This is a genomic window from Streptomyces sp. CA-294286 (assembly GCF_050947155.1).
GTDB lineage: Bacteria > Actinomycetota > Actinomycetes > Streptomycetales > Streptomycetaceae > Streptomyces.
Genome location: NZ_CP192005.1, coordinates 1,144,204 through 1,168,059 on the forward strand (window position 1 = coordinate 1,144,204; position 23,856 = coordinate 1,168,059).

Here is a 23,856-nt window from a genome sequence, read left to right on the forward strand (position 1 = left end):
GTGAACTCCTGCTCGGAAGGGTGATGTCAGGAGGTTAGCCGGGGGGTGGGGGCGGGCGGAAATCGGTTACGGAGGGGGCCGGTCCGTCGCCGGGCCGCGCGCGGCGACGCAGCGGCAACCGCGCGCCCATCACCGCGTACGGGCGCGGCGCGCTCGGAAAGAGGACCTGCTGGGCGAGGTCCGTGTACCCCAGCGACCGGTACAGCGCCCGCGCCGGACTCTCGATGTCGATCGCGGAGAGGATCGACCGCGGCTCCGCGGCACCGTCGGTGAGGGCCGTGATCAGGGACCGCCCCACCCCCCGCGCCTGGAAGTCCGGGTGGACGTGCAGTTCGGTGATGACGAAGGAGTCGTCGAGCCACCCGTCCCGGTCGTACCGGCGCAGGTACGGCTCGACGACGGTCGACCACCAGTGCGTGCGGTCGTTCGGCATCCCGTACACGAACCCGACGAGCCGTCCGTCGGGCGTCGTCGCGCCGAGCGCCCGCGCCCCGGGGTTCGTCATGTGGCGCAGGACGATGTGGCGGCGTACCCCCACCTCGTCCGCGCCGAGCCCGAAGGCGACCGCCTGCACGGCGAGCGCCTCGTCCACGTGGGCGGCGAGGTCGAGGGGGCCGACCCGTACGTCATCCGTCATGGCCGCACCCTAGCCGCCGCGGCGTCCGCGCCTCAGAACAGGACGCTCATGAACTCGCCGACCTCGCGGAAACCGACCCGGCGGTAGGACGCCCTGGCGGGGGCGTTGAAGTCGTTGACGTAGAGGCTGACGACGGGCGCGACCTCGGCGAGGGCGTGCCGCAGGACGGCGGCCATGCCGGTGACGGAGAGGCCGCGGCCGCGGTGTTCGGGGGCGACCCAGACGCCCTGGATCTGGCAGGCGTCGGAGGTGACGGCGCCGATCTCGGCCTTGAAGACGACCTTGCCGTCCTCCGTGCGGGCGAAGGCGCGTCCGGCGCCGACGAGTTCGGCGACCCTGGCCTGGTAGAGGAGGCCGCCGTCGCCGGCCATCGGGGAGACGCCGACCTCCTCGGTGAACATGGCGACGCACGCGGGCATGATCACGTCCATCTCGTCCTTGCGGACGCGGCGGACGAGCGGGTCGGGCGTGATGTCGTCGGGCATCCGGTCGGCGGCCATGAGCGGCTGGCGGGCGCGGACCTCGCGGGCCGGGCCCCAGCTGGGTTCGAGCAGCCGCCACAGTTCGGCGGTGGGCTCGGCGGGGCCGACGAGCGAGGAGCAGCGGCGGCCGGTGCGCCGGGCCCGTTCCGCGAAGGCGCGTACCGCCTCGGGGGTGGCGCAGATCGGCACGAGGTTGGCGCCGGAGTAGCAGAGGCTGCGCAGCCTCCCGCCCTCGTACCAGCCCCACATCTCGCCGCCGAGCCGCCACGGGTCGAGGCCCGCGACCCTGACCCGGGAGGTCACGAACGCGTTGTTGACGGGCTCGCTCTCCAACAGGGCCATGGCCTCGTCCAGATCGGCTGGTGCGAGGACGCGGGTGGTGGTCGTCGTCAACACGTGGGGGCCTCACCGGTACGAATTCGCTGATCTCCGCACTGTACCCGCGCCGTTCGAAAGCACCCACCCGGACGGAAAAGCCCCGCGCCCGGTCGATGCCGGGGCGGGGCTCCTCGGGGAACGCGGCGGGGTCAGCTGATGGAGACCTCGGGTTCGCCGGACGGGATGCCGTCCTTCTCCATCTGCTCGGCGATCTTCATCGCCTCTTCGATGAGGGTCTCCACGATCTTCGACTCGGGGACGGTCTTGATGACCTCGCCCTTGACGAAGATCTGGCCCTTGCCGTTGCCGGAGGCGACGCCGAGGTCGGCTTCGCGGGCCTCGCCGGGGCCGTTGACGACGCAGCCCATGACGGCGACGCGCAGCGGCACCTCCATGCCCTCCAGACCGGCGCTGACCTGGTCGGCGAGCTTGTAGACGTCGACCTGGGCGCGGCCGCAGGACGGGCAGGAGACGATCTCCAGGCGGCGCTGGCGGAGGTTGAGGGACTCCAGGATCTGGATGCCGACCTTGATCTCCTCGACCGGCGGGGCGGAGAGCGAGACGCGGATGGTGTCGCCGATGCCCTCGGAGAGCAGGGCGCCGAAGGCGACCGCTGACTTGATGGTGCCCTGGAAGGCGGGCCCGGCCTCGGTGACGCCGAGGTGCAGCGGGTAGTCGCACTGCGCGGCCAGCTGGCGGTAGGCGTTGACCATCACGACCGGGTCGTTGTGCTTGACCGAGATCTTGATGTCGCCGAAGCCGTGCTCCTCGAAGAGGGAGGCTTCCCACAGGGCGGACTCCACGAGGGCTTCCGGGGTGGCCTTGCCGTACTTCTTGAGCAGGCGGGCGTCGAGGGAGCCCGCGTTGACGCCGATGCGGATCGGGGTGCCGCTGTCGCGCGCGGCGTGCGCGATCTCCTTGACCTTGTCGTCGAACTGCTTGATGTTGCCGGGGTTGACGCGGACGGCCGCGCAGCCGGCGTCGATCGCGGCGAAGACGTACTTCGGCTGGAAGTGGATGTCGGCGATCACCGGGATCTGCGACTTCCGCGCGATGGTGGCGAGCGCGTCGGCGTCGTCCTGCGTGGGGCAGGCGACGCGGACGATCTGGCAGCCGGACGCGGTCAGCTCGGCGATCTGCTGGAGCGTCGCGCCGATGTCGGACGTCCGGGTGGTCGTCATCGACTGCACCGACACCGGTGCGTCCCCGCCGACCGCCACGGTACCGACCTGGATCTTGCGGCTGACCCTCCGGTCGGCGAGCTTCGTCGGAACGGACGGCATTCCGAGAGAAATTGCAGTCATCTGCTGTGCAACCCCAAGTGTGGATCTAGGTCCCGGGACGATCGGCGGGCTCCGGTCTTACAGGGCTTCGAGCGTACGTCACCCTGCACGACCGGAGTACACCACGTCGACAAATCCACTCAATGGAGCGTTACGGGATGTCCCGGTGCGTACCGGGGCCCCGGGTGCGTCAGGAGATACGGACGGGGTTGACCACGTCCGCGACCAGCACCAGCACGGTGAAGCAGATGAACAGGCCCGCGACGACGTACGCGACCGGCATGAGCTTCGCGACGTCGAAGGGGCCCGGGTCGGGCCGCCGGAACACCTTCGCCACGTTGCGCCGCAGCGACTCCCACAGGGCTCCCGCGATGTGGCCGCCGTCGAGCGGGAGCAGCGGCAGCATGTTGAACAGGAACAGGGAGAGGTTGAAGCCCGCGACGAGGAACAGCATCATCGCGACGGTGTTCTCCATCGGCAGTCCGAGGCCGAGGATCTCGCCGCCGACCCGGGCCGCTCCGACCACGCCCATCGGGGAGTCGGCCTGCCGCTCCTCGCCGAGGAACGCCGCGTTCCACAGGTCGGGGACCTTGGACGGCAGGGCGAGGAGCGAGTCGAAACCGGACTGGACGATGACGCCCATGTGGTCGACGGACTCGGTGAAGGTGAGCGGGATCGTGGCGCTGGCCGGACCGAAGCCGAGGTAGCCGGCCTCGACGTACTCGTCCTTCACCGGGTCGCCGTTGGCGTCCTTCTTGAGCACCTTGTTGGTGGTCAGGGTGGCGTTCAGGACCTTCTGCTCGCCGTCGCGCTCGACGGTGAGGGTGGCCGCGCCCTTGGTGGCGCGGATCCGGTCGGAGAGGGTGGCCCAGTCGGCGATCGGCTGTCCGTCGAAGGCGACGATCCGGTCGCCCTGCTGGAGCCCGGCGGCCTTGGCGGGGGACGGCTTGTCCGCAGCCGTGCAGTCGCGGTTGTCGCTCTGCGAGACCACGCAGGGGACGACGGACTCGACGGTGGTCGTCGACTTGTTGATGCCGACGAACATGAACACGCTGAGGAACAGGGCGACGGCGAGGATCAGGTTCATGAACGGGCCGGCGAACATCACGATGACGCGCTTCCACGGCTTGCGCGTGTAGAAGAGCCGGGTCTCGTCGCCGGGCTGCAGTTCCTCGTACGCGGCCGAACGGGCGTCCTCGATCATGCCGCGCCACGGCGAGGTGGAGCGGGCCTCGATGCGGCCGTCCTTGCCGGGCGGGAACATGCCGATCATGCGGATGTAGCCGCCGAGCGGGATGGCCTTGACGCCGTACTCGGTGTCGCCCTTCTTCTTCGACCAGAGGGTGGGGCCGAAGCCGACCATGTACTGCGGCACCCGTACGCCGAAGAGCTTGGCGGTGGAGAGGTGGCCGAGTTCGTGCCAGGCGATCGAGACGAGCAGCCCGACGAAGAAGATGACTATCCCGAGGACCGTCAACAGGATGGACGTCATGCGCGGGCCTCCGCTGTTGCCTTCGTTGCCTTGCCGGCTGCCAGTTCGCGGGCGCGGGTGCGCGCCCAGGTCTCTGCTTCCAGGACGTCCGCGACCGTGAGGGAAGTTCCCGGAGCGGGTGTGCCGTGTTCGGCGACCACGTCAGCGACCGTATCCACGATTCCCGTGAAGGGCAGCCGTCCTGCGAGGAACGCGTCGACGCATTCCTCGTTCGCGGCATTGAACACCGCCGGGGCCGTGCCCGCGAGTTCTCCGACGTGGCGGGCGAGTCCCACGGAGGGGAAGGCCTCGGTGTCCAGCGGGAAGAACTCCCAGGTGGAGGCTTTGGACCAGTCGAAGGCGGGGGCCGCGTCGGGTACCCGTTCGGGCCATCCGATGCCGAGCGCGATGGGGCCGCGCATGTCCGGCGGGGTGGCCTGGGCCAGGGTGGAGCCGTCGATGAACTCCACCATGGAGTGGACGTAGGACTGGGGGTGGACGACGACCTCGATGCGGTCGAAGGGGATGTCGTAGAGGAGGTGCGCCTCGATGACCTCCAGGCCCTTGTTGACGAGGGTCGCGGAGTTGACCGTGATGACGGGGCCCATCGCCCAGGTGGGGTGGGCGAGCGCGTCCTCACGGGTGACGCCCGCCAGCTCCGCCCGGGTACGGCCGCGGAACGGGCCGCCGGAGGCGGTGACGACGAGCTTGCGCACGTCGCTGCGCTTGCCGCCGGCCAGCGCCTGGAAGAGGGCGGCGTGTTCGGAGTCGACGGGGATGATCTGGCCCGGCTTCGCGAGGGCCTTCACCAGGGGGCCGCCGACGATCAGCGACTCCTTGTTGGCGAGGGCGAGGGTGCGGCCCGCTTCGAGGGCGGCGAGCGTGGGGGCGAGACCGATGGAGCCCGTGATGCCGTTGAGGACGGTGTGGCAGTCGGACGCGGCGAGGTGGCTGGCGGCGTCCGGGCCGGCCAGGATCTCGGGAAGCGGGTCGCTGCCGTACCGCTCCTCCAGTGCCTCGCGCAGCGCGGGCACGGCCTCCTCGCGGGCGACCGCGACCGCGCGTACCCGAAGCTGCCGCGCCTGGTCGGCGAGCAGGCCGACCTGGGAGCCGGCCGCCGAGAGGGCGGTGATCCGGAAGCGGTCGGGATGGCGCAGGACCAGGTCGATGGCCTGGGTGCCGATGGAGCCGGTGGAGCCGAGGACGACGACGTCGCGCGGCCCTTCGGTCACGGCTCCGTAGCGGAGGTGCGGGTCGGCGAGGGGGGCTGGACTGTCGGTCATCCCCCCATTGTGTCCCGCGCGCGGGGGCCGGTGGACAGGGATCCCCCGCACGGGTCGCTTCCCGGCCGTCGCCCGCCGCGGCCGATGGCCGGTTCTCGTCGTGCGCGGTGGCGCGAGCGGCCCGGCCCGGCGCTCAGCTCTGCGCGTCCAGTGCCGCCAGCCCCTCTTCCCAGCGGGCCCGGCGCTCGGCTTCGCTCTGCTCCCACCAGGGGGTGCCGCGCTCACCGAGGGCGACCTTCGCGGTCTGTACGCGGGCCCGTGCGGCGCGTTCGGCCTCGGGGTCCTCGGCCCGGTGGGCGGCGGCGACGGCACGGCGGGCGGCCATGAGGTGCGAGCGCAGCCGGGCGCCGGCCTCTTCCGGAACGCGGGGGTCGGTCGCCCGCCAGCGTCTGCCGTTCACCACGATGTACCGGCCGTCGGGTGTGCGCGGGGGTTGCCGGGCGTCGCCTGTCACCGGCGTGAGTCTGCCACCCGGCCCCGTCGGCCCCGTGCCTATTCGCTCGTCGTGGACCACTTTTCCCACTGGGCGTCCACGACGTCCTTCGGCACCCCGCCGGGGTCGGCCGCCGCCAGCGCCTCGGCCCGGAAGGACAGGAGGCTCGCGCCGTCCCGCAGGACGGTCAGGTACTCGTACGTGGTGCGCCCGGCGTCCCGTACGTCGCGCAGGCTCAGCCGGTACGCCTGTGCCTCGTCGCCGAACCCGGCCGGGGCGGGCAGCTTCTGCACGGCCGTGTACCTCGCCGTGACCGCGTCCCCGGCAGTGCTGCCCCGCCTCTCGGCGAAGCCGCCCCGGCACTCGGCGCCGGCCGTGCGCAGCTCCCGCATCACCTCGGCCGCGCGTCCGGCCTCGTACGCGCGCAGTTGCACGGCGACGGCCACGCCCTGCGGTTTCGCGGGGTCGCCGAGCCGGCGGTGCACCTGGGCGACCGGGCCGCCCCGGACGGAGGTGAGGCCGACGAGGGGCTGACAGGCGGACGGAGTGGCCGAGTAGCCGTCGCTCAACGGGCCGCCGGACACGGTGAACTCGCCGGTGCGGTACGGGCCGACGGCCTCCCCCGGGCTCAGTGCGCGGACGTTGAGCGCGCTCTGGGTGAGGGGCCGCGGGCCGGATGCGGGCCTGCCGTCGGCGGGGCCGGAAAGATCGGCGGAACCGGCGCAGGCCGTCAGGGCCGCCGCGCAGCAGAGCGCCCCGGCCATCGTCCGTACCACCGCGTGCTTCCCGTACCCCTTGTTCATGTGCACATCGTGGGGCACGGGAAGGTGCGGTGTCACCCGCTCCGAACCCTCACCCGCCCCGGGAGGCGGGCGCTCAGCGGACGGGGCGGTGGACGTTGTCGTTCTTCGCCGGGCCGGGGGTGGCGTCGGCGATCCAGGGGCCGTCGCCGCTCGGGTCGACGATGCCGCGCTCCAGCCAGGTGTAGGTACCGGACAGGACGCCCTTGACGACCTTGTGGTCGAGGTCGTCGGTGTTGGTCCACAGCCGGTCCAGGAGTTCCTCGGTGCGGATGCGGGACTGCCGGCAGAAGGCGTCGGCGAGCTGGTACGCCTCGCGGCCGTACTCCTCGGTGGTGCGCAGGAGTTCGGCGCGCACGCAGGCCGCGCTCATCGCGAAGAGTTCGGCGCCGATGTCGACGATCCGGCCCAGGAAGCCCTGTTTGGTCTCCATCCGGCCCTGCCAGCGCGACATCGCGTAGAAGGTGGAGCGGGCCAGTTTGCGGGAGGTGCGTTCGACGTAGCGCAGGTGGCCGGACAGGTCGGTGTGCCCCTCGGGGTGGAACTCACTGTAGGTGCGCGGGAGTTGACCCGGGCCGGTGACCAGTTTGGGCAGCCAGCGGGCGTAGAAGCCGGTCGCCTGCACGCCCGCCCTCGCCTTGTCGGAGAGGGACTTGTCGGGGTCGATGATGTCGCCGGCCACCTTCAGGTGCGCGTCGACGGCCTCCCGGGCGATGAGCAGGTGCATGATCTCCGTCGACCCCTCGAAGATCCGGTTGATCCGCAGGTCGCGGAGGATCTGCTCGGCGGGTACGGCGCGTTCGCCGCGCGCGGCGAGGGAGTCGGCGGTCTCGAAGCCGCGCCCGCCGCGGATCTGGACCAGTTCGTCGGCCATCAGCCAGGCCATCTCGGAGCCGTACAGCTTGGCGAGCGCCGCTTCGATGCGGATGTCGTTGCGGTCCTCGTCGGCCATCTGCGAGGACAGGTCGAGGACGGCTTCCAGGGCGAAGGTGGTGGCGGCGATGAAGGAGATCTTCGAGCCGACGGCCTCGTGGTGGGCGACCGGTTTGCCCCACTGCTCGCGGACCGCGGACCACTCGCGGGCGATCTTCAGGCACCACTTGCCCGCGCCGACGCACATGGCGGGCAGCGAGAGGCGGCCGGTGTTCAGCGTCGTCAGCGCGATCCTGAGCCCCGCCCCCTCGGGTCCGATGCGGTTGGCGGCGGGGACGCGGACCTGGTGGAAGCGGGTGACGCCGTTCTCCAGGCCGCGCAGGCCCATGAAGGCGTTGCGGTGCTCGACGGTGATGCCCGGGGAGTCGGCCTCGACGACGAACGCGGTGATGCCGCCCTTGTTCCCGTCGGTTTTCGGTACCCGGGCCATCACGACGAGGAGGTCGGCGACGACGCCGTTGGTGGTCCACAGCTTCACGCCGTCGAGGACGTACGCGTCGTCGCCGTCCGGTACGGCGGAGGTGGCGAGCCGTGCCGGGTCGGAGCCGACGTCCGGCTCGGTGAGCAGGAACGCGGAGATGTCGGTGCGGGCCAGCCGGGGCAGGAACGCGTCCTTCTGTTCCTGGGTGCCGAACAGTTTCAGCGGCTGCGGCACGCCGATGGACTGGTGTGCGGAGAGCAGCGCGCCGATGGCGGGGCTGGCGGAGCCCACCAGGGCGAGCGCCTTGTTGTAGTACACCTGGGTGAGGCCCAGTCCTCCGTACTTCCGGTCGATCTTCATGCCGAGCGCGCCGAGCTCCTTGAGCCCGTTGACCGTCTCGTCGGGGATGCGGTCCTCGCGCTCGATGCGGGCGCCGTCGATCTCGTTCTCGCAGAAGACGCGGAGCTTCGCGAGGAAGGCCTCGCCGCGCTCGGCGTCCTCGGACGGCGGCATCGGATGCGGGTGGATGAGGTCGAGGCGGAAGCGCCCGAGGAAGAGTTCCTTGGCGAAGCTCGGTTTGCGCCAGTCCTGCTCGCGGGCGTCCTCCGCGACCCGGCGGGCTTCGCGTTCGGTGACTTTGGGCTGACCTTGGGGCTCGTGGTGCGCGTGTGGTGCGGACATGAGGCTCACCTCGCCGCGAGTCGGGATCAAGGGCCCGGACGACTGCGTACCGCAGCGATCTGCCGGTACGGCTACCGACCGGTGCTACCCGATCGTATGTACCCCATCGCGCCCGTCGCCACCAGTCCTCGCACAGCCCTCGCCCCGCGCGCTCGCCCTACGGCCGGTCGGCCGCGGGGGGCGCGGTCCAGCTCCGCGCGGCCTGCCGGAGCACGCCGTCGATGCGGTCCCAGGCTGCCGAGTCCCTGGTGAGCGGGGGGAGTTCGGTGCCCTTGTCGGCTCCCCAGCCGACGGCGACGGCGACCGGGTCCGCGCCGGTGGCCGCTCCGGCGGCGAGGGCGGCGGCGCCCAGGGCGACCAGTTCGGTGGCGGCGGGCAGGACCACGGGGCGGCCGGAGAGGCGGCGGACGGTGTTCACCCAGGTCCGGCCCTGCGCTCCGCCGCCGATGAGGCGCAGGGGGCGGGAGGCGACGTCCGGGGCGTGCGGGTCGGCGCCGCAGGCGGCGAGGAGTTCGTCGAGGGCGCGCAGGACGGTGAAGGCGGCGCCCTCGTAGGCCGCGCCGAGGATCTGCTGGGGGGTGGTGGCGTGGCGCAGGCCGGTGAGCAGGCCGCTGGCGTGCGGCAGGTCGGGGGTGCGTTCGCCGTCGAGGTACGGCAGGAGGACGGCCCCTTCGCCGGGGGCGGCGTCCTCGCGGTCCAGGCGCAGCAGGTCGGCGACCCTGTCGACGGCGAGGGTGCAGTTGAGGGTGCAGCCGAGGGGGAGATGGGTGCCGTCGGCGGCGGCGAAGCCGTTGATGCCGGGGCTCATGGGGCGGGCGCGGGTGGCGGCGAAGACGGTGCCGGAGGTGCCGAGGGAGACGACGGGGTGGTCGAGGAGTCCTTCGCCGCCGAGGCCCAGTCCCACGGCGGCGGCCATGTTGTCGCCGGTCCCGGCGGCGACGGGGAGCCCTGCGGGCAGGCCCAGGGCCGCGGCGGCCTGCGGGGTGAGGGTGCCGACGCGGGTGGCGCCGGTGGGGGCGACCTCGGGCAGCAGCTTCCCGTCGAGGCCGAGGAGCTGGAGGATCTCCGGGTCGTACGCGCCGTCGGCGGTGGAGTACCAGCCGGTGCCGGAGGCGTCGCCGGGGTCGGTGGCGGCGACGCCCGTGAGGCGTTCGGTGAGGTAGTCGTGCGGGAGGCGCACCGCGGCGGTGGCGGCGGCGAGGTGCGGCTCGTTCTCGCGCAGCCACTGCCAGGTGGTGGCGGTGATCGAGGCGACGGGGACGGAGCCGGTGCGGGCCAGCCACCAGTCCGGGCCGCGGGCGTCGGCGAGGTGGGCGGCCTGGGGGGCGGAACGGGTGTCGTTCCACAGGACCGCGGGGCGCAGCGGGCGGCCGTGGGCGTCCAGGGCGACGAGGCCGTGCTGCTGACCGGCCACCGCGAGGGCGCTGATCCGGTCCTGCCGTACGCCCGCTGCCCGGAGCGCGGCGGCGACGGCGTCGCCGAGCGCCCGCCACCACTGCTCGGGGTCGCTCTCGCGGGCTCCGTCGGTGCCGGTGACGGTGTGCGGGGCGCGGCCGAGCCCCAGGATGCGGCCGCTCCCCGCGTCGACGACGGCGGCCTTGGTGGACTGGGTGGAGCTGTCCACGCCGATGACGACGGGGGCGTGCGGGGCGGTTGCCATCGGGGGGAACTCCTCGGGTGCGGTGGGGGGTGCGGGCGGAAGGAGCGCGGTGCCGGGCGGGTAGGGCGGCTTGGATCGTACACAGAACAAATGCGTGCGCCCAGGAGCGGAACGCACCGGCCCTGGTCTTCCACCGCCCACTCGTGCAGTATTCGTCATGTCAACAAACAAATTGGTGAGCATCACCCCGAGGACAAAGGTGTCGGCATGACGGAGCGCTACTCCCCCACCCCCGGCGACAGGTTCACCTTCGGTCTGTGGACCGTCGGCTGGCAGGGGCGCGATCCCTTCGGCGATGCGACCCGGCCCGCGCTCGACCCGGTCGAGTCGGTGCGCAGGCTCGCGGACCTCGGGGCGTACGGGGTGACCTTCCACGACGACGACCTGATCCCGTTCGGGGCGGGCGACGGCGAGCGCGAGGCCCTCGTCAAGCGGTTCCGGCAGGCGCTGGACGCGACCGGCATGAAGGTGCCGATGGCGACCACGAACCTCTTCACGCACCCCGTGTTCAAGGACGGCGGCTTCACCGCCAACGACCGCGACGTGCGGCGCTTCGCACTGCGCAAGACGCTGCGCAACATCGACCTGGCCGTGGAGCTCGGCGCCACCACGTACGTGGCGTGGGGCGGCCGGGAGGGCGCCGAGTCCGGCGGGGCCAAGGACGTGCGCGTCGCCCTGGACCGGATGAAGGAGGCCTTCGACCTGCTGGGCGACTACGTCACGGAGCAGGGCTACGACCTGCGCTTCGCCATCGAGCCCAAGCCCAACGAGCCGCGCGGCGACATCCTCCTGCCGACGATCGGTCACGCCCTGGCGTTCATCGAGCGCCTGGAGCGGCCGGAGCTGGTGGGTGTCAACCCCGAGACCGGGCACGAGCAGATGGCGGGCCTCAACTTCCCGCACGGCATCGCGCAGGCGCTGTGGGCCGGGAAGCTGTTCCACATCGACCTCAACGGCCAGAGCGGGATCAAGTACGACCAGGACCTCCGCTTCGGCGCGGGCGATCTGCGCCAGGCGTTCTGGCTGGTGGACCTGCTGGAGACGGCCGGGTACGAGGGGCCGCGCCACTTCGACTTCAAGCCGGTCCGCACGGACGGCTTCGACGGCGTGTGGGAGTCGGCGGCCGGCTGCATGCGCAACTACCTGATCCTCAGGGAGCGGGCGGCGGCCTTCCGTGCCGACCCGGCGGTGCGGCAGGCGCTGCGGGACTCGCGGCTGCACGAGCTGGCGCAGCCGACGGCGGAGGACGGCCTTTCCGGGCTGCTCGCGGACCGCGGCGCCTACGAGGACTTCGACGTGACCGCGGCGGCCGAGCGGTCGATGGCCTTCGAGCGTCTCGACCAGTTGGCGATGGAGCACCTGCTCGCGGTGCGGTGACGCCGGGGCCGCCCGCGATCCCGACACCCTCCGGAAAACGCTGCCGCCCGCCCGGCCGGGACGCAGCGGCTCGTTCCGGGCGAGGCCGCCGTGGTGGCGTGCGTGGACGCCGCCCGGTCGGCGAGTCGGCGCCTGCGTACGCCGACCGCCCGCTAGGCGTACGCCAGCGGGTCGTTCAGTACCGCCTGGACGGCCTGGGCGGCGGCGCCCCGGGCCGCGTCCGTGCACAGGGAGGCGGCGCGCACCCGGCCGGAGCCGACGCGCCACAGGCCGGACACCACCCGCTCGGCGAGCACCGCCTCCGCCGCGGGGACGAGCCACTCCGCGAGCCCCCGGTAGGCGCCGCCCAGCACCACCGCCTCCGGGTCGATCAGGTTCACCGCCCCGGACAGGACCAGGCCCAGCTTCTCGCCCGCCGTGTACAGGGCGGTGAGGGCGGGGCCGTCCTCGTCCAGCGCCCGGCGTTCGAGTTCTTCGACGCCGGGGACGCCCGCGTCCTCGTCGAGGCCGGCGTTGCGCAGCAGGGCGCGCTGGCCCGCGTACTGTTCGAGGCAGCCGCGCGCTCCGCAGCGGCACGGCGGGCCGTCGGCCTGTGCCACGACGTGCCCGATCTCCCCGGCGAACCCGTGTGCCCCGCGCAGGAGTCCGCCGCCGAGGACGAGTGCGCCGCCCACCCCGACCTCGCCGCTGAGGTAGAGGAAGGAACGGGGGGTCTCCTGCGGGTCCCCGAACCACAGTTCGGCGAGTGCCGCGAGGTTGGCCTCGTTGTCCGCGCTGACCGGCAGGGGCGGGAGGGGGCGGCGCTCCACGGCGAGGATCCGGTGGAAGCGGCTGACGACGGTGATGTCGTTCCACCCCAGGTTGGGGGCGTGCCGGACGGTGCCCTCGGAGATCAGACCGGGGAGCGCCAACTGCACGCCGACCGGGCGCAGTTCCTGCGCAGCCGCGGAGTCGATGGCACGCAGGGCGAGCTCCGCCACCCGGCACAGGACGTCGGAGGGCCGCCTCGTGCGGTTGTCGAGGTGCTCGGTGAGCCGGACCCGGTCGGTGCCCGCGAGGTCGACGACGCACACGGCGAGGTAGTCGACGTTGATCTCGACACCGATCCCGGCGACCCCGGTGCGGGCCACCTTCAGCACCGTGCCGGGACGACCCGCCTGCCCGCTGAACGTCTTGCCGTACTCGGCGAGGAACCCGCCCTCCAGCAGTTGCTCGACGAGCGAGGACACGGCCGCCCTGGTCAGCCCCACCCGGGCCGCGACCTGGGCGCGGGTGCTCTCCCCCGTGTCGTGCACGGCACGCAGCACGAGGCTGAGGTTGCTGCGCCGCACGGTGTCCTTGTCGGCCTTGGCGCCGAGGGAGCGCGGCGCGGGCGGCTTCCCGGAGTGCGCGGCGGAACCAGAAGGGGAGGCCGGTGGGCTGATCGTCATGGTGCTGACGAGCCTACTGGCCTCCCCGGGCGGGTTCACCCGCTGTGGAATTTTCCGCGGGCGGTCCCGGTACGGTCCCCGGGCTGCTTCCCGCGGGACGTTCCCGCCGCGCCGCCTACAGGTCGATGCCCGTGAGGACCATGACGCGCTCGTACGTGTAGTCGTCCATCGCGTAGCGGACGCCCTCGCGGCCGACGCCGGACTGCTTGACGCCGCCGTACGGCATCTGGTCGGCCCGGTAGGACGGAACGTCGCCGACGATCACGCCGCCGACCTCCAGGGCGCGGTGCCCGCGGAAGGCCGCCTGGATGTCGTGGGTGAACAAGCCCGCCTGGAGTCCGTACTTCGAGGAGTTGACGGCCTCGAATGCCTCCTTCTCTCCGTCGACCTTCTGCACGGACAGGACCGGGCCGAAGACCTCCTCGCAGGAGAGGGTGACGTCGGCGGGCAGGTCCGCGAGGACGGTGGGGGCGTAGGACGCGCCGTCGCGCTTGCCGCCGGTGAGGAGCCGGGCGCCGGCCTCCACGGCCTCGTCCACCCAGGACTCGACGCGCTTGGCGGCGTTCTCGTCGACCAGCGGGCCCACCTCGGTGGCGGCGTCCGAGGGGTCGCCGGTGACCTGGGCCTCGACGGCCGCGACGATCTTCGGGACCAGGCGGTCGTAGACCGAGGCGTCCGCGATCACGCGCTGCACGGAGATGCAGGACTGGCCGCCCTGGTAGTTGGAGAAGGTCGCGATACGGGTCGCGGCCCACTCCAGGTCCTCCTCCGAGGAGAAGTCGTCGAGGACGACGGCCGCGCCGTTGCCGCCGAGCTCCAGGGTGCAGTGCTTGCGCGGGACGGAGTCCATGATCGCGTAGCCGACCTTGTCGGAGCCCGTGAAGGAGATGACCGGCAGACGCTCGTCCTGGACCAGGGCGGGCATCTTGTCGTTCGCGACCGTCAGCACCGACCAGGAACCGGCCGGAAGGTCGGTCTCGGCGAGCAGCTCGCCCAGGATCAGACCGGACAGCGGCGTCGCAGGGGCGGGCTTCAGGATGATCGGCGCACCGACGGCGAGCGCGGGGGCCACCTTGTGGGCGCACAGGTTGAGCGGGAAGTTGAACGGCGCGATGCCGAGGACGACGCCGCGGCTGAAGCGGCGGGTCAGCGCGAGCCGGCCGACGCCGCCCGCGTCCGTGTCGAGGCGCTGGGCCTCGCCGCCGTTGAAGCGGCGGGCCTCCTCGGCGGCGAACCGGAAGACCGACACCGCGCGGCCGACCTCGCCGCGGGCCCACTTGATCGGCTTGCCGTTCTCGGCGGAGATCAGCTGGGCGATCTCCTCGGTGCGCTCGCCGAGCCGGTCGGCGACGTGGTGGAGGGCGGCGGCGCGCACGTGCGCGGGGGTCGCGGCGAACTCGTCCTTGACGGCGTACGCGGCGGCCACGGCCTCCTCGACCTGCGCGTCGGTCGGCACGGCCACCGTGCCGACGGTCCGGCCGTCCCACGGGGACGTGACGTCGAAGGTCTCGTCGCCGGTGGCCTGGCGGCCGGCGAGCCAGAAGGCGTGGGTGGAAGTGGAAGTCATAGGGGGTTCCGGCCCTTCCGAGAGGTGGGGGGACTGAGGGTTTACGGGTCCCACCGTAGGACGGGGGCGGAGCGCCGTCGCTTGTCCGGCGTGGAGTGTTGCCCCGTACCGAGGCTCCGTATTGGCACCCCGTGAGCTCCCTCGGGCAGCGGGGCCGCCCGACGTGCAGCCCGCTCGGGGTGCGGGGCCGCCCCCCACGTCAGCCCCCGGAGGCGCGGGGGCAGCTCGCTGCACGAGCGAAGCCGAGTGTCGGTGGAGGGCGGGCAAGGGGGCGGCTCTCCCCCGGAGGTGCACCCCCACACCCCACGCACCGCCGCCCCGACGTACGCCCACGCCCCCGCACGTCCACGCCCCGCACACCACGGCGCCCTACTGCCCCCCTGTCGCCTTCAGCGCCAGCCACAGCTCCATCCGCACGTCCGGATCGTCCAAGGAGCGCCCGAGGATCTCCTCGACCCTGCGCATCCGGTACCGCAGCGTGTGCCGGTGCACCCCCAGCTGGGCCGCTGCCGCATCCCACTGGCCGTGCCTCGACAGCCACGCCCGCAGCGAGGCGACGAGGTCGCCGCGCCCGGTCGCGTCGTGCTCGTGCAACGCCCGCAGCATTCCGTCCGCGAAGGCGCGGACCGCGTCGTCCGCCAGGAGGGGCAGCACCGAGCCGGTCGCCAGCTCTTCGTGCTCGACGAGCGCGCGTCCTCGCCGCCGCGCCACCGACAGCGCCTGTTCCGCCTGCTTGAAGGCGGTCGCGGCGGCGATCGGCCCGGCGGGGGCGGACAGTCCGACGACGAGGTCGTCCGCCTCGGCCGGTTCCAGGGGCCGGGCCGCGTCCCCGCGCCGTACCGCCGTGTGCAGGGTGCACGCGGCGACCGCCTCGCCGCCGTCGGCCGCGAGGATCACCACCCGGGTCCCGTCCGGCACGACGAGGACGGCCTCGCCCGCCCGCGCCGCCGCCGATTCGAGGGCGTCGACGAGGGCCTGGAGGGGCTCCGCGCCGTCCGTGCCCTCACCGGCCGCTTCGGCGATGAGGATGCGGAAGGGGGCGTCCAGCAGGCTGCCGTAGAGGTCGCCCGCCACCGCGCGGGCGTGGTCGGGTTCCCCGGCGAGCAGCATGCGCAGGACGGCTGCGCCCAGCCGCGCCTCGGCCGCCTGGAGGGCCCGGGTCCGCTCGGTGGTCAGGGTGAGGAGGGCGATCGCGGAGTGCACCGCGTACCGCTCCGCCGTCCCCAGCGGGGCCGCCGTGCCGACGGCGAGGGCGCCGCGCGCCCGCCGGCCCGCCCCCAGCGACTGGAGCTCGACCCGGTCGTCCGCGCCGTCGTCGTCGCCACTGGCCCCGCCGACCACCGCGCTGGCCGGTGCGGGCCGTTCCCGGAGCCGTTCGACGTCGGCGGTGAGGCGGGCGGCGCGGCGGCCCGCCCAGTCGGGGGCCGCCGCGACGACCGCGCCGGACGCGTCGTAGACGGCCGCCCAGCCGTCGACGTGCGCGGCCAGTCTGGCGACGAGGTCGGCGGGGCCCGCCAGGGCCGCCCTGGTCAGTTCGCGCTGGGCCTCGAAGCCGGCCGTGACGGCGCGGTACTGGTCGGCCGCGATGGCGGCCGAGACCGCCTTGGAGATGGCCAGGAAGGGGGTGCGGCGCGGTACCTCCAGGAGGGGGAAGTCCTCGGCCTCGGCCGCGGCGAGCAGGGCCTGCGGGATCTCGTCGTAGCTGACTCCCACCGCGAAGCCCAGGCCGACGACTCCGGCGCCGGCCAGCCTGCGCACGTACCGGCGCATCGCCTCCGGGTCCTCGGCGTCGAGCTTCATGGCGGTGATCAGGAGGAGTTCGCCGCCCTCCATGTAGGGGACGGGGTCGGCCAGCTCGCTGACGTGCGCCCAGCGCACCGGGGTCTCCAGCCGGTCCTCCCCGGCGCGCACGACGAGCTTGAGCGCGGTGTGGTGGACGAGGGAGGCAAGGGTGGGCGGCATCAGTGCGGGGGACCTTCTCCGGGAGGGAAGTGTGCCGTCCCGTACGAACGGCTCCTCCGATTCTGCCAGGACGTACGTAAGGCGCGCGTCTCCGCGAGGTTGCTCAGTCGCGCAGGTCCACCAGCAGCGGCGGCGCGTGCTCGCCCCGTACCGTCGTCAGCGACAGCACCGCGTGTCCGGCGGGCACCCCGCGCGCGAGTTCCGAGGCCGACCAGCGTTCCCGTTCCACCTTCTTGATGGTGACCGCGTTGGTGACGACCGCCTTGCCGGTGACGAGTTTGCGCAGGGCGTGCAGGGCCCGGGTCAGCGGCTGGTGGGCGAAGACGGTGTGCTGCGCGACCTCCTTGGTCTCCACCCACTCGGTCCCCCACGCCTCGGTGAAGCGCCGCCCGTCCCAGGTGCTGACTCCGGCGAACGCCATGTGGCAGCCGACCGCGCCGAGCAGCGGGATGTGCAGCGGCTCGGGTACGTCGTCGACGGTACGGAGGTTCAGCACGACGCCCGCGTGGGCGGAGCGCAGACGGCTCACTCCGCGTACGGTCTCGGCGGTCAGCGTGGCCGTCGCGTCGTCCAGGACCAGGCAGCTGAACAGCGAGCGGTCGGCGCGGGTGGTGACGGACAGCAGGAACTGGGCCAGCAGCAGCCGGGCGAGCAGCCGGGACGCCTCCGCGTGGCCGGGCTCGGGCAGTTCGACGCGGACCCGCATCGGGTGGTGCTGGAGCGCGCGCAGGGAGAACGGGCGGGCCGCTTCGGACGTGTCGAAGAAGTCGGCGAAGGCGGGCCGGTCCAGGAGGGCGAGCCGGTCGGCGAGGGCGGGGCAGGGGTCGGCGGCGGTACCCATCTGGCGGACCCGGGAGGACAGGTCCCGCAGCATCGCCGAAGCTCCCGCCGCGTCCAGCTCGGCGGCCAGGCGCTGGAGAGCGGCCGGGTCGCCGCGCAGGAGTTCGTACAGCTCGGGCACGCCCGGAAAGCGGCCGTGCACCTCCCGGTAGGGGCCGATGAGCTGGGCGAGGGCGGTCGCGGCCCGCCCGGTGTCGGCGGCGTCGAGGTCGCCGACCAGGCCCTCGGCCAGGACGGTGGAGGCGGCTTCGGCGTCGGTGGTGCCGCCGTACAGGTCGAGGTCGTGGACCGAGCGCGGGTCGCCGACCTTGACCACGACGTCGTAGGTCCCGTCGCCGAGGGGGTCGGCCCCGGCGGCGCACACGACGATCACGCTGCACTTCCCGGCGAGCGCCTGGAGGGCGAGGGACTCGACGACGGGGACGGTCAGCCGGTCGGTCTTGCCCGCGCCCGGCGGCCCGACGGCGAGCAGCGAGGTGCCGAGGACGGCGGGTTCGAGGGCGGTGCCCGCGCCGCCGCGCCGGTAGGGGTTGGGGTCGCCGTCGACGTAGTGGCCGACGCGGACCTGGCCGGTGAGCAGGTCGTGGCGGGCGGTGCGGTGCGGCAGGTCGCGGGCGCCCGAGGGGTGGGTGAAGGCGGCGGCGCCGTCGCGCCGGACGGTGGCGGCGAAGAGGGCGCGGCGCTCGGGGTCGTCGCCGACGGCCGCCCAGGCCCGCTTGATCCGTACGAGGTCGACGTCGTTCATCCGCCCTCCGCGCACCTCGGCGGTGAGCAGGTCGGCGGCCTCCCGTTCACCGGCCGCGCGCAGCTCGGGCCAGCGGGCGGGGTCGGCGGCGGGGTGCGCGGGCAGCGGGGGCGGCTGCGCGGCGGCGGTACGGCGCAGCGCGCCCGCCCAGCCGCCCATCCTGGCGAAGGGCCAGAGCAGGGCGACGGTGATCCCCGCGTAGACGGCGTAGTTGACGAGGGTGGCCACGAGCCGGTTGCCGCCGCCGCCGAGCCAGGCGTCGGGCAGCAGGATGAGCACCGGGTCGAGCACCGGGAGGTTCCGCGTCCACACCAGCACCTGCACCAGGAAGGCGAGCGAGGCGGCGGTCAGCGCCCGGAAGGGCTGCTCGCGGCTTCGGACGAAGCGCCGGAAGACCTCCGTCCAGTTGCCGAGACGGCCGAACCAGTAGATGAGGAGCGCCCCGAAGATCCCCGTGTAGACGACGACGCCGTCCGAGGCCTCCGGGGTCCTGGGGCCGCCGTACATCCCCGCGTTCCACCAGTCGCTGGGGGTGACGAGCTTCATCGGGACGAGCCAGTACGGGATGTAGTTGTTCCACCACAGCGACCAGATCAGCAGCCCGGACAGGAGCGAGATGACCGCGCCGACCATCAGGGAGCGGTCACTGGCCCCGTCCTGTGCGGGCTGCTCGGGGCGCGGCCGGTGGCCGAGCCTCCAGTAGCCGGGCTCCGCGTCCGGGCGGGGCGTGGTCAGCCAGTCCTCGACCGGGGACAGCGGCGGGGCGGCCTGCGGCACGGGCGGCAGGTCCGGCGGCGGTGGCCCGGCCGGGCGCGGCACCGGGCCCGCGGCCCGGGTGGTGTGCGCTCCGTCGTGCCTGTCACCGGTGTTCATGTGTGCCCCTCGTCCCCACGAACCAGCTGTACGTCCTGCCCACAGGCGGCCAATCTAGTGGCCGGACCCGCCGTCGCGCCGTTCCCGCACGCCGTGGGCCCGCTATGTCCGTACCGGACAAGGCGGCGCCCGTACTTCTCCGAGACGGAACATGCCCGCATCCCTGGCCCACCCCTAGCCTGCGAAGTAGCCCGAGCGCCGGATGCGTCCCCGTCGGATCGCCGCAGGCGGTTTCACCCCGTCGGACCCACCTCCGCCGGATTCACCCCACACCCCTTTCTCCGAGGAGCCCCTCATGAGCGCAGTCCCGCAGGAGCGCCGCGTCGTCACCGCCATCCCCGGCCCGAAGTCGCAGGAGCTTCAGGCCCGCCGCACGGCCACGGTCGCCGGTGGGGTGGGTTCCGTGCTTCCCGTGTTCACGGCCCGCGCGGGCGGCGGCGTCATCGAGGACGTCGACGGCAACCGACTGATCGACTTCGGTTCGGGCATCGCCGTGACCTCGGTCGGCGCATCCGCCGAGGCCGTCGTGCGCCGCGCTTCCGCGCAGCTCCAGGACTTCACGCACACCTGTTTCATGGTGACGCCGTACGAGGGTTACGTCGAGGTCTGCGAGCAGCTCGCCGAGCTGACCCCGGGCGACCACGCCAAGAAATCGGCGCTGTTCAACTCGGGTGCCGAGGCCGTCGAGAACGCGGTGAAGATCGCCCGCGCGTACACCAGGCGCCAGGCCGTCGTCGTCTTCGACCACGGCTACCACGGCCGGACCAACCTGACGATGGCGCTGACCGCCAAGAACATGCCGTACAAGCACGGCTTCGGTCCGTTCGCCCCGGAGGTCTACCGCGTCCCGGTCGCCTACGGCTACCGCTGGCCGACCGGTGCGGAGAACGCCGGTGCCGAGGCATCCGCCCAGGCCATCGACATGATCAACAAGCAGGTCGGCGCGGAGAACGTCGCCGCGATCATCATCGAGCCGGTGCTCGGCGAGGGCGGCTTCATCGAGCCCGCGAAGGGCTTCCTGCCCGCGATCTCGAAGTTCGCCACCGACAACGGCATCGTCTTCGTCGCCGACGAGATCCAGTCCGGCTTCTGCCGCACCGGCCAGTGGTTCGCGTGCGAGGACGAGGGCGTCGTCCCCGACCTGATCACCACCGCCAAGGGCATCGCGGGCGGTCTGCCGCTCGCCGCGGTGACCGGCCGCGCCGAGATCATGGACGCCCCGCACGCGGGCGGCCTCGGCGGCACGTACGGCGGCAACCCGGTGGCCTGCGCCGGCGCGCTCGGGGCGATCGAGACGATGAAGGAGCTGGACCTCAACGGGAAGGCGAAGCGCATCGAGGAGGTCATGAAGGGCCGCCTCGCCGCGATGGCCGAGAAGTTCGACGTCATCGGCGACATCCGGGGCCGCGGCGCGATGATCGCCATCGAGCTGGTCGAGTCCGGCACGAAGGACGGCGCGAAGACCCCGAACGCGGCTGCCGCCGGCGCGCTCGCCAAGGCCTGCCACCAGGAGGGCCTGCTGGTCCTGACCTGTGGCACCTACGGCAACGTGCTGCGCTTCCTGCCGCCGCTGGTCATCGGCGAGGACCTGCTCAACGAGGGCCTGGACATCCTGGAAGGCGCGTTCGCCGCGATCTGATCCGCCTCCGGGGGACACTGTCCCTGTGAAGAAGCTGTGGGAAGCCGATGGCGGGATCGCAGTCCCGTTGTCGGCCCGCTCCCTCCTGTCGTACGGTTCCTGGCAGATGAGAGGAACACCCCGCTCGCAGGGGACTGCGAACGGATCCGGGGCGGCGCTTCCCCAGCACTTCCCTGGCCGTGCCTTCGCGCACACCCCCGGAGCCTCGGGCTCCGGATCTCCTCGATCGGACGACGGCCCGCCCCACACCCCCCGGGGCGGCCGGTCCTCCGGTCCGACCGATCGCCCCGGAGCCACCCCCCCTGCTCCGGGGCGATCGGCATTCCCGTGGACGCTGCTGTCGGCCGTGCTGCTGTGCGCGCTGTGCACCTGGCAGGTCCTCGTACGAGGCCCCCTGGTCGACGCCGACATCCGTCTGGACCGCCTGCTGGTCGGCCGCGGGCCCCGCATCCTCACCGAGTTCTGTGCCGACCTGGGCAACGTGCAGGTCGCGCTCCCGGCCCTGGCCGTCGCCCTCGGGTACGCGCTGTGGCGCGGCGTGCGGCTGCCCGCGCTCGCCGTCGCGCTGGCAACGGCGGCGGTGCCCGCCGTCGTCGTCCCGCTGAAGGCGCTGACCGACCGGCCGTCGCCGCTGGACCCGGCCGCCACCGGCTACTTCCCGTCCGGGCACGGCGCGACGGCGGCCGTCGCGTACGGCGGGGCCGCGCTGCTGCTGGCCCACGCACACGGCGGGCGTCCGCGGTGGCCGCTGCCCGTCGCGCTCGTGCTCGCCCTGGCGACCGGCGCCGGCCTCGTCCTGCGCGGGTACCACTGGCCGCTGGACGTGCTGGCCGCCGGCTGCCTGGGGGTGATCCTGCTCGCCCCGGCGCGGTGGCTCAGTCGTCCCGGGGCCGTCGGCTCGCCGCCTCGTGCATCGCGAGCTCCAGCAGCGCCGGATCGGTGAGCGTGCCCCGGCCGTCCGGGGCGACCACCCAGCGGACGCCGCCGGTGGTCCTGCCCGGGTAGGGCACCACGATCCAGGTGCCGCGGCCCGCGCCCCGCACCCCCGTGCCGAGCCAGCGGGCGGCCGTGCCCGCGGGGACGAAGAAGCCCATCCGCGCGTCGCCGAAGTCGGCGAGGACCGGGCCGGGCCGCTCGACCAGCCGGGTCAGCACGTCGAGGGTGGGGCAGCCCAGTCCGCCGGGCAGGATCAGCACGTCCCAACGGCGGCCGGCGGGCAGCAGGGCGACACCCAGCGGGTTGCGTTCCCACTCCCAGCGGCAGGCCCCGGGGTCCGGGGCGGCCGAGGCCAGCCACTCCACCGCGGTCTTCGCTTCCGAGCCAACCATCGCTCTCGGCCTCCTTCTCGTTTCCCCGTGCACTGTCGGACGGTGCGTACACAGGGAGAGAGGGCGGCCGGACGCCGTCATGACGCGGGTTGCGCTCACCCGTAGGGGTGAATCCGACGTCGGCGCACGCGCGGTGGTGCGCCCCCGGAGCGGCCGGGGGCGCACAGCGCGGGCGCCGGGGTCCGGCCGGGGGCTCAGCTGTCGAAGCCGAGGCCCGCCTTGTCCATGGCCTTGAGCCAGAGATTGCGCCTGCCGCCGTTGTCGTCCGCGCGGGCCATCGAGCGCTTGGTGATCTCGATGCCCGCCCAGGCGACCGGCTCCGGCGGGAACGGCAGCGGCTTGCTGCGCACCATCTCCAGCTCGGTGCGCTCCGTCTTCTTCCCGTCGAGGAGGTCGAGCATCACCTCGGCGCCGAAGCGGGTCGCGCCCACGCCCAGGCCGGTGTAGCCGGCCGCGTACGCGACCTTGCCCGCGTGCGCGGTGCCGAAGAAGGCGGAGAAGCGGGTGCAGGTGTCGATGGCGCCGCCCCACGCGTGCGTGAAGCGCAGGCCCGCCAGCTGCGGGAAGCACGTGAAGAAGTGCTCGGCCAGCTTGAGGTAGGTCTCCGGGCGGTGGTCCAGCTCGGCGCTCAGCCTGCCGCCGAAGTGGTAGACCGCGTCGTAGCCGCCCCACAGGATCCGGTTGTCCTCGGAGATCCGGAAGTAGTGGAACTGGTTGGCGCTGTCCCCGAGCCCCGCCCGGTTGCGCCAGCCGACGGCGGCCAGCTGCTCGTCCGTCAACGGCTCGCTCATCAGGGCGTAGTCGTAGACCGGCACCGTGTAGTGCCGCAGCCGCTTCACCAGCGACGGGAAGACGTTGGTGCCGAGCGCCACGCGCCGGGCGAAGACCCGCCCGTACGAGGTACGGACGGCCGTCCCGTCGGCGTCCGAGGCGAGCTGGGTGGCCTTGGTGTTCTCGTAGACGCGCACCCCGAGTTCCAGGCACGCCCGCTTGAGTCCCCAGGCCAGCCGGGCCGGGTTGAGCATGGCCACGCCGCGCTTGTCCCACAGGCCGCCCAGGAACGTCGGCGAGTCGACCTCGGCGCGCACGGCGTCCGCGTCGAGGAGTTCCCTGTGCGCGGCGAGACCGAGTCCTTCGGCCTCCTCGTACATCTCGCGCAGTTCGTCGAGCTGGTGCGGCTCGGTGGCCACGTCGATCTCGCCCGTACGCTCGAAGGCACAGTCGATCCCGTACCTGGCGACGGCCTCCTCGATGGCGTCGAGGTTGCGCGCCCCCAGCTCTTCGAGCTTGCCGATCTCCTCGGGCCAGCGGGCGATGCCGTTGCCCAGGCCGTGGGTGAGGGAGGCGGCGCAGAAACCGCCGTTGCGCCCGGAGGCGGCCCAGCCCACCTCGTGCGCCTCGATGAGGACGACGTCGCGTTGCGGGTCGCGCTCCTTGGCGATCAGCGCGGTCCACAGTCCGCTGTAGCCGCCGCCGACGACCAGCAGGTCGCAGCGTTCGTCCCCGGTGAGGGACTTCTCGGGGGCAGGGCGTGCGGGGTCGTCGAGCCAGAACGACAGCGGCTTCGCGCCGGAAAGGGATTGTGCGGCACTACGCATGGCTACCGGGGCCATGGTTTCCAACTCCTTCGGGG

18 protein-coding genes are annotated in these 23,856 nt (G+C 73.1%); 3 read left to right on the forward strand and 15 right to left on the reverse strand.

All coding sequences use genetic code 11. The features are described from left to right. Positions 1–34: 34 nt before the first annotated feature. The 9 genes from ACQPZG_RS09670 to xylB form a co-directional block, all read right to left on the reverse strand. Positions 35–637 carry an N-acetyltransferase family protein gene (locus tag ACQPZG_RS09670; protein ID WP_433545417.1) on the reverse strand — a complete coding sequence of 201 codons (603 nt, stop codon included), beginning with the start codon at positions 635–637 and terminating at the stop codon, positions 35–37. Between the two features lie 32 nt (positions 638–669). Beyond that, entirely contained in the window at positions 670–1,512 is an 843-nt protein-coding gene (locus tag ACQPZG_RS09675) for a GNAT family N-acetyltransferase (RefSeq protein WP_433549333.1), read from the reverse strand. Positions 1,513–1,646: 134 nt separating this feature from the next. Continuing rightward, positions 1,647–2,801 (reverse strand): flavodoxin-dependent (E)-4-hydroxy-3-methylbut-2-enyl-diphosphate synthase, encoded by a 1,155-nt coding sequence (gene ispG, locus ACQPZG_RS09680; RefSeq protein ID WP_433545418.1) that lies wholly within the window; start codon positions 2,799–2,801, stop codon positions 1,647–1,649. Positions 2,802–2,970: 169 nt separating this feature from the next. Continuing rightward, entirely contained in the window at positions 2,971–4,272 is a 1,302-nt protein-coding gene (locus tag ACQPZG_RS09685; protein ID WP_433545419.1) for a M50 family metallopeptidase, read from the reverse strand. Then, positions 4,269–5,534 carry a 1-deoxy-D-xylulose-5-phosphate reductoisomerase gene (gene dxr / locus ACQPZG_RS09690; protein WP_433545420.1) on the reverse strand — a complete coding sequence of 422 codons (1,266 nt, stop codon included), beginning with the start codon at positions 5,532–5,534 and terminating at the stop codon, positions 4,269–4,271. The genes ACQPZG_RS09685 and dxr overlap by 4 nt, the downstream gene beginning before the upstream one ends. A 133-nt stretch (positions 5,535–5,667) precedes the next feature. Next, a complete protein-coding gene (locus tag ACQPZG_RS09695; protein WP_433545421.1) occupies positions 5,668–5,988 on the reverse strand; it encodes a hypothetical protein in 321 nt (106 codons plus the stop codon). 38 nt (positions 5,989–6,026) lie between these two features. Beyond that, on the reverse strand, positions 6,027–6,770 hold the full coding sequence (locus ACQPZG_RS09700; RefSeq protein WP_433545422.1) for a hypothetical protein: 744 nt from the start codon (positions 6,768–6,770) through the stop codon (positions 6,027–6,029). Between the two features lie 73 nt (positions 6,771–6,843). Continuing rightward, complete coding sequence (locus ACQPZG_RS09705) at positions 6,844–8,802, reverse strand: acyl-CoA dehydrogenase family protein (protein WP_433545423.1); 1,959 nt, start codon at positions 8,800–8,802, stop codon at positions 6,844–6,846. Positions 8,803–8,959: 157 nt separating this feature from the next. Further along, positions 8,960–10,462: a xylulokinase gene (xylB, locus tag ACQPZG_RS09710; RefSeq protein ID WP_433545424.1), complete on the reverse strand. Its 1,503-nt coding sequence runs from the start codon at positions 10,460–10,462 to the stop codon at positions 8,960–8,962. Positions 10,463–10,669: 207 nt separating this feature from the next. Here xylB and xylA point away from each other — a divergent pair, with 207 nt between their 5' ends. Then, positions 10,670–11,839 carry a xylose isomerase gene (xylA, locus tag ACQPZG_RS09715; protein WP_433545425.1) on the forward strand — a complete coding sequence of 390 codons (1,170 nt, stop codon included), beginning with the start codon at positions 10,670–10,672 and terminating at the stop codon, positions 11,837–11,839. A 152-nt stretch (positions 11,840–11,991) separates the two neighbouring features. On the opposite strand, the gene ACQPZG_RS09720 is transcribed toward xylA, so the two are convergent. The 4 genes from ACQPZG_RS09720 to ACQPZG_RS09735 form a co-directional block, all read right to left on the reverse strand. Then, positions 11,992–13,269, reverse strand: a complete 1,278-nt coding sequence (locus tag ACQPZG_RS09720; RefSeq protein ID WP_433545426.1) for an ROK family transcriptional regulator — start codon at positions 13,267–13,269, stop codon at positions 11,992–11,994. Between the two features lie 115 nt (positions 13,270–13,384). Continuing rightward, positions 13,385–14,836, reverse strand: a complete 1,452-nt coding sequence (locus tag ACQPZG_RS09725) for an aldehyde dehydrogenase family protein (protein ID WP_433545427.1) — start codon at positions 14,834–14,836, stop codon at positions 13,385–13,387. A gap of 369 nt (positions 14,837–15,205) precedes the next feature. Beyond that, entirely contained in the window at positions 15,206–16,798 is a 1,593-nt protein-coding gene (locus tag ACQPZG_RS09730; protein ID WP_433545428.1) for a PucR family transcriptional regulator, read from the reverse strand. Between the two features lie 103 nt (positions 16,799–16,901). Next, positions 16,902–19,256, reverse strand: coding sequence for an ATP/GTP-binding protein (locus ACQPZG_RS09735; protein WP_433545429.1), 2,355 nt, complete (start codon positions 19,254–19,256; stop codon positions 16,902–16,904). A 295-nt stretch (positions 19,257–19,551) separates the two neighbouring features. Between ACQPZG_RS09735 and gabT the strand changes: the two genes are divergently transcribed. Together gabT and ACQPZG_RS09745 are read left to right on the forward strand one after the other, a co-directional pair. Continuing rightward, complete coding sequence (gene gabT, locus ACQPZG_RS09740; RefSeq protein WP_433545430.1) at positions 19,552–20,895, forward strand: 4-aminobutyrate--2-oxoglutarate transaminase; 1,344 nt, start codon at positions 19,552–19,554, stop codon at positions 20,893–20,895. Between the two features lie 346 nt (positions 20,896–21,241). Then, positions 21,242–21,838: a phosphatase PAP2 family protein gene (locus ACQPZG_RS09745; RefSeq protein ID WP_433545431.1), complete on the forward strand. Its 597-nt coding sequence runs from the start codon at positions 21,242–21,244 to the stop codon at positions 21,836–21,838. Here the strand turns inward: ACQPZG_RS09745 and ACQPZG_RS09750 are convergent. Both ACQPZG_RS09750 and ACQPZG_RS09755 read right to left on the reverse strand, forming a co-directional pair. Then, the gene (locus ACQPZG_RS09750; RefSeq protein ID WP_433545432.1) at positions 21,771–22,223 is read right to left on the reverse strand and encodes a hypothetical protein; all 453 of its coding nucleotides are present in this window, start codon (positions 22,221–22,223) and stop codon (positions 21,771–21,773) included. The genes ACQPZG_RS09745 and ACQPZG_RS09750 overlap by 68 nt on opposite strands. Before the next feature lie 194 nt (positions 22,224–22,417). Further along, on the reverse strand, positions 22,418–23,836 hold the full coding sequence (locus ACQPZG_RS09755; protein ID WP_433545433.1) for an NAD(P)/FAD-dependent oxidoreductase: 1,419 nt from the start codon (positions 23,834–23,836) through the stop codon (positions 22,418–22,420). Positions 23,837–23,856: the final 20 nt, after the last annotated feature.

Coding starts and splice junctions, on each gene's coding strand:
- xylA (WP_433545425.1), top strand. CDS start 10,670: ATGACGGAGCGCTACTCCCCCACCCCCGGCGACAGGTTCACCTTCGGT.
- ispG (WP_433545418.1), bottom strand. CDS start 2,801: ATGACTGCAATTTCTCTCGGAATGCCGTCCGTTCCGACGAAGCTCGCC.
- ACQPZG_RS09725 (WP_433545427.1), bottom strand. CDS start 14,836: ATGACTTCCACTTCCACCCACGCCTTCTGGCTCGCCGGCCGCCAGGCC.
- ACQPZG_RS09755 (WP_433545433.1), bottom strand. CDS start 23,836: ATGGCCCCGGTAGCCATGCGTAGTGCCGCACAATCCCTTTCCGGCGCG.
- xylB (WP_433545424.1), bottom strand. CDS start 10,462: ATGGCAACCGCCCCGCACGCCCCCGTCGTCATCGGCGTGGACAGCTCC.
- ACQPZG_RS09685 (WP_433545419.1), bottom strand. CDS start 4,272: ATGACGTCCATCCTGTTGACGGTCCTCGGGATAGTCATCTTCTTCGTC.
- gabT (WP_433545430.1), top strand. CDS start 19,552: ATGAGCGCAGTCCCGCAGGAGCGCCGCGTCGTCACCGCCATCCCCGGC.
- ACQPZG_RS09730 (WP_433545428.1), bottom strand. CDS start 16,798: ATGCCGCCCACCCTTGCCTCCCTCGTCCACCACACCGCGCTCAAGCTC.
- ACQPZG_RS09750 (WP_433545432.1), bottom strand. CDS start 22,223: ATGGTTGGCTCGGAAGCGAAGACCGCGGTGGAGTGGCTGGCCTCGGCC.
- dxr (WP_433545420.1), bottom strand. CDS start 5,534: ATGACCGACAGTCCAGCCCCCCTCGCCGACCCGCACCTCCGCTACGGA.
- ACQPZG_RS09700 (WP_433545422.1), bottom strand. CDS start 6,770: ATGAACAAGGGGTACGGGAAGCACGCGGTGGTACGGACGATGGCCGGG.
- ACQPZG_RS09705 (WP_433545423.1), bottom strand. CDS start 8,802: ATGTCCGCACCACACGCGCACCACGAGCCCCAAGGTCAGCCCAAAGTC.
- ACQPZG_RS09670 (WP_433545417.1), bottom strand. CDS start 637: ATGACGGATGACGTACGGGTCGGCCCCCTCGACCTCGCCGCCCACGTG.
- ACQPZG_RS09720 (WP_433545426.1), bottom strand. CDS start 13,269: ATGACGATCAGCCCACCGGCCTCCCCTTCTGGTTCCGCCGCGCACTCC.
- ACQPZG_RS09735 (WP_433545429.1), bottom strand. CDS start 19,256: ATGAACACCGGTGACAGGCACGACGGAGCGCACACCACCCGGGCCGCG.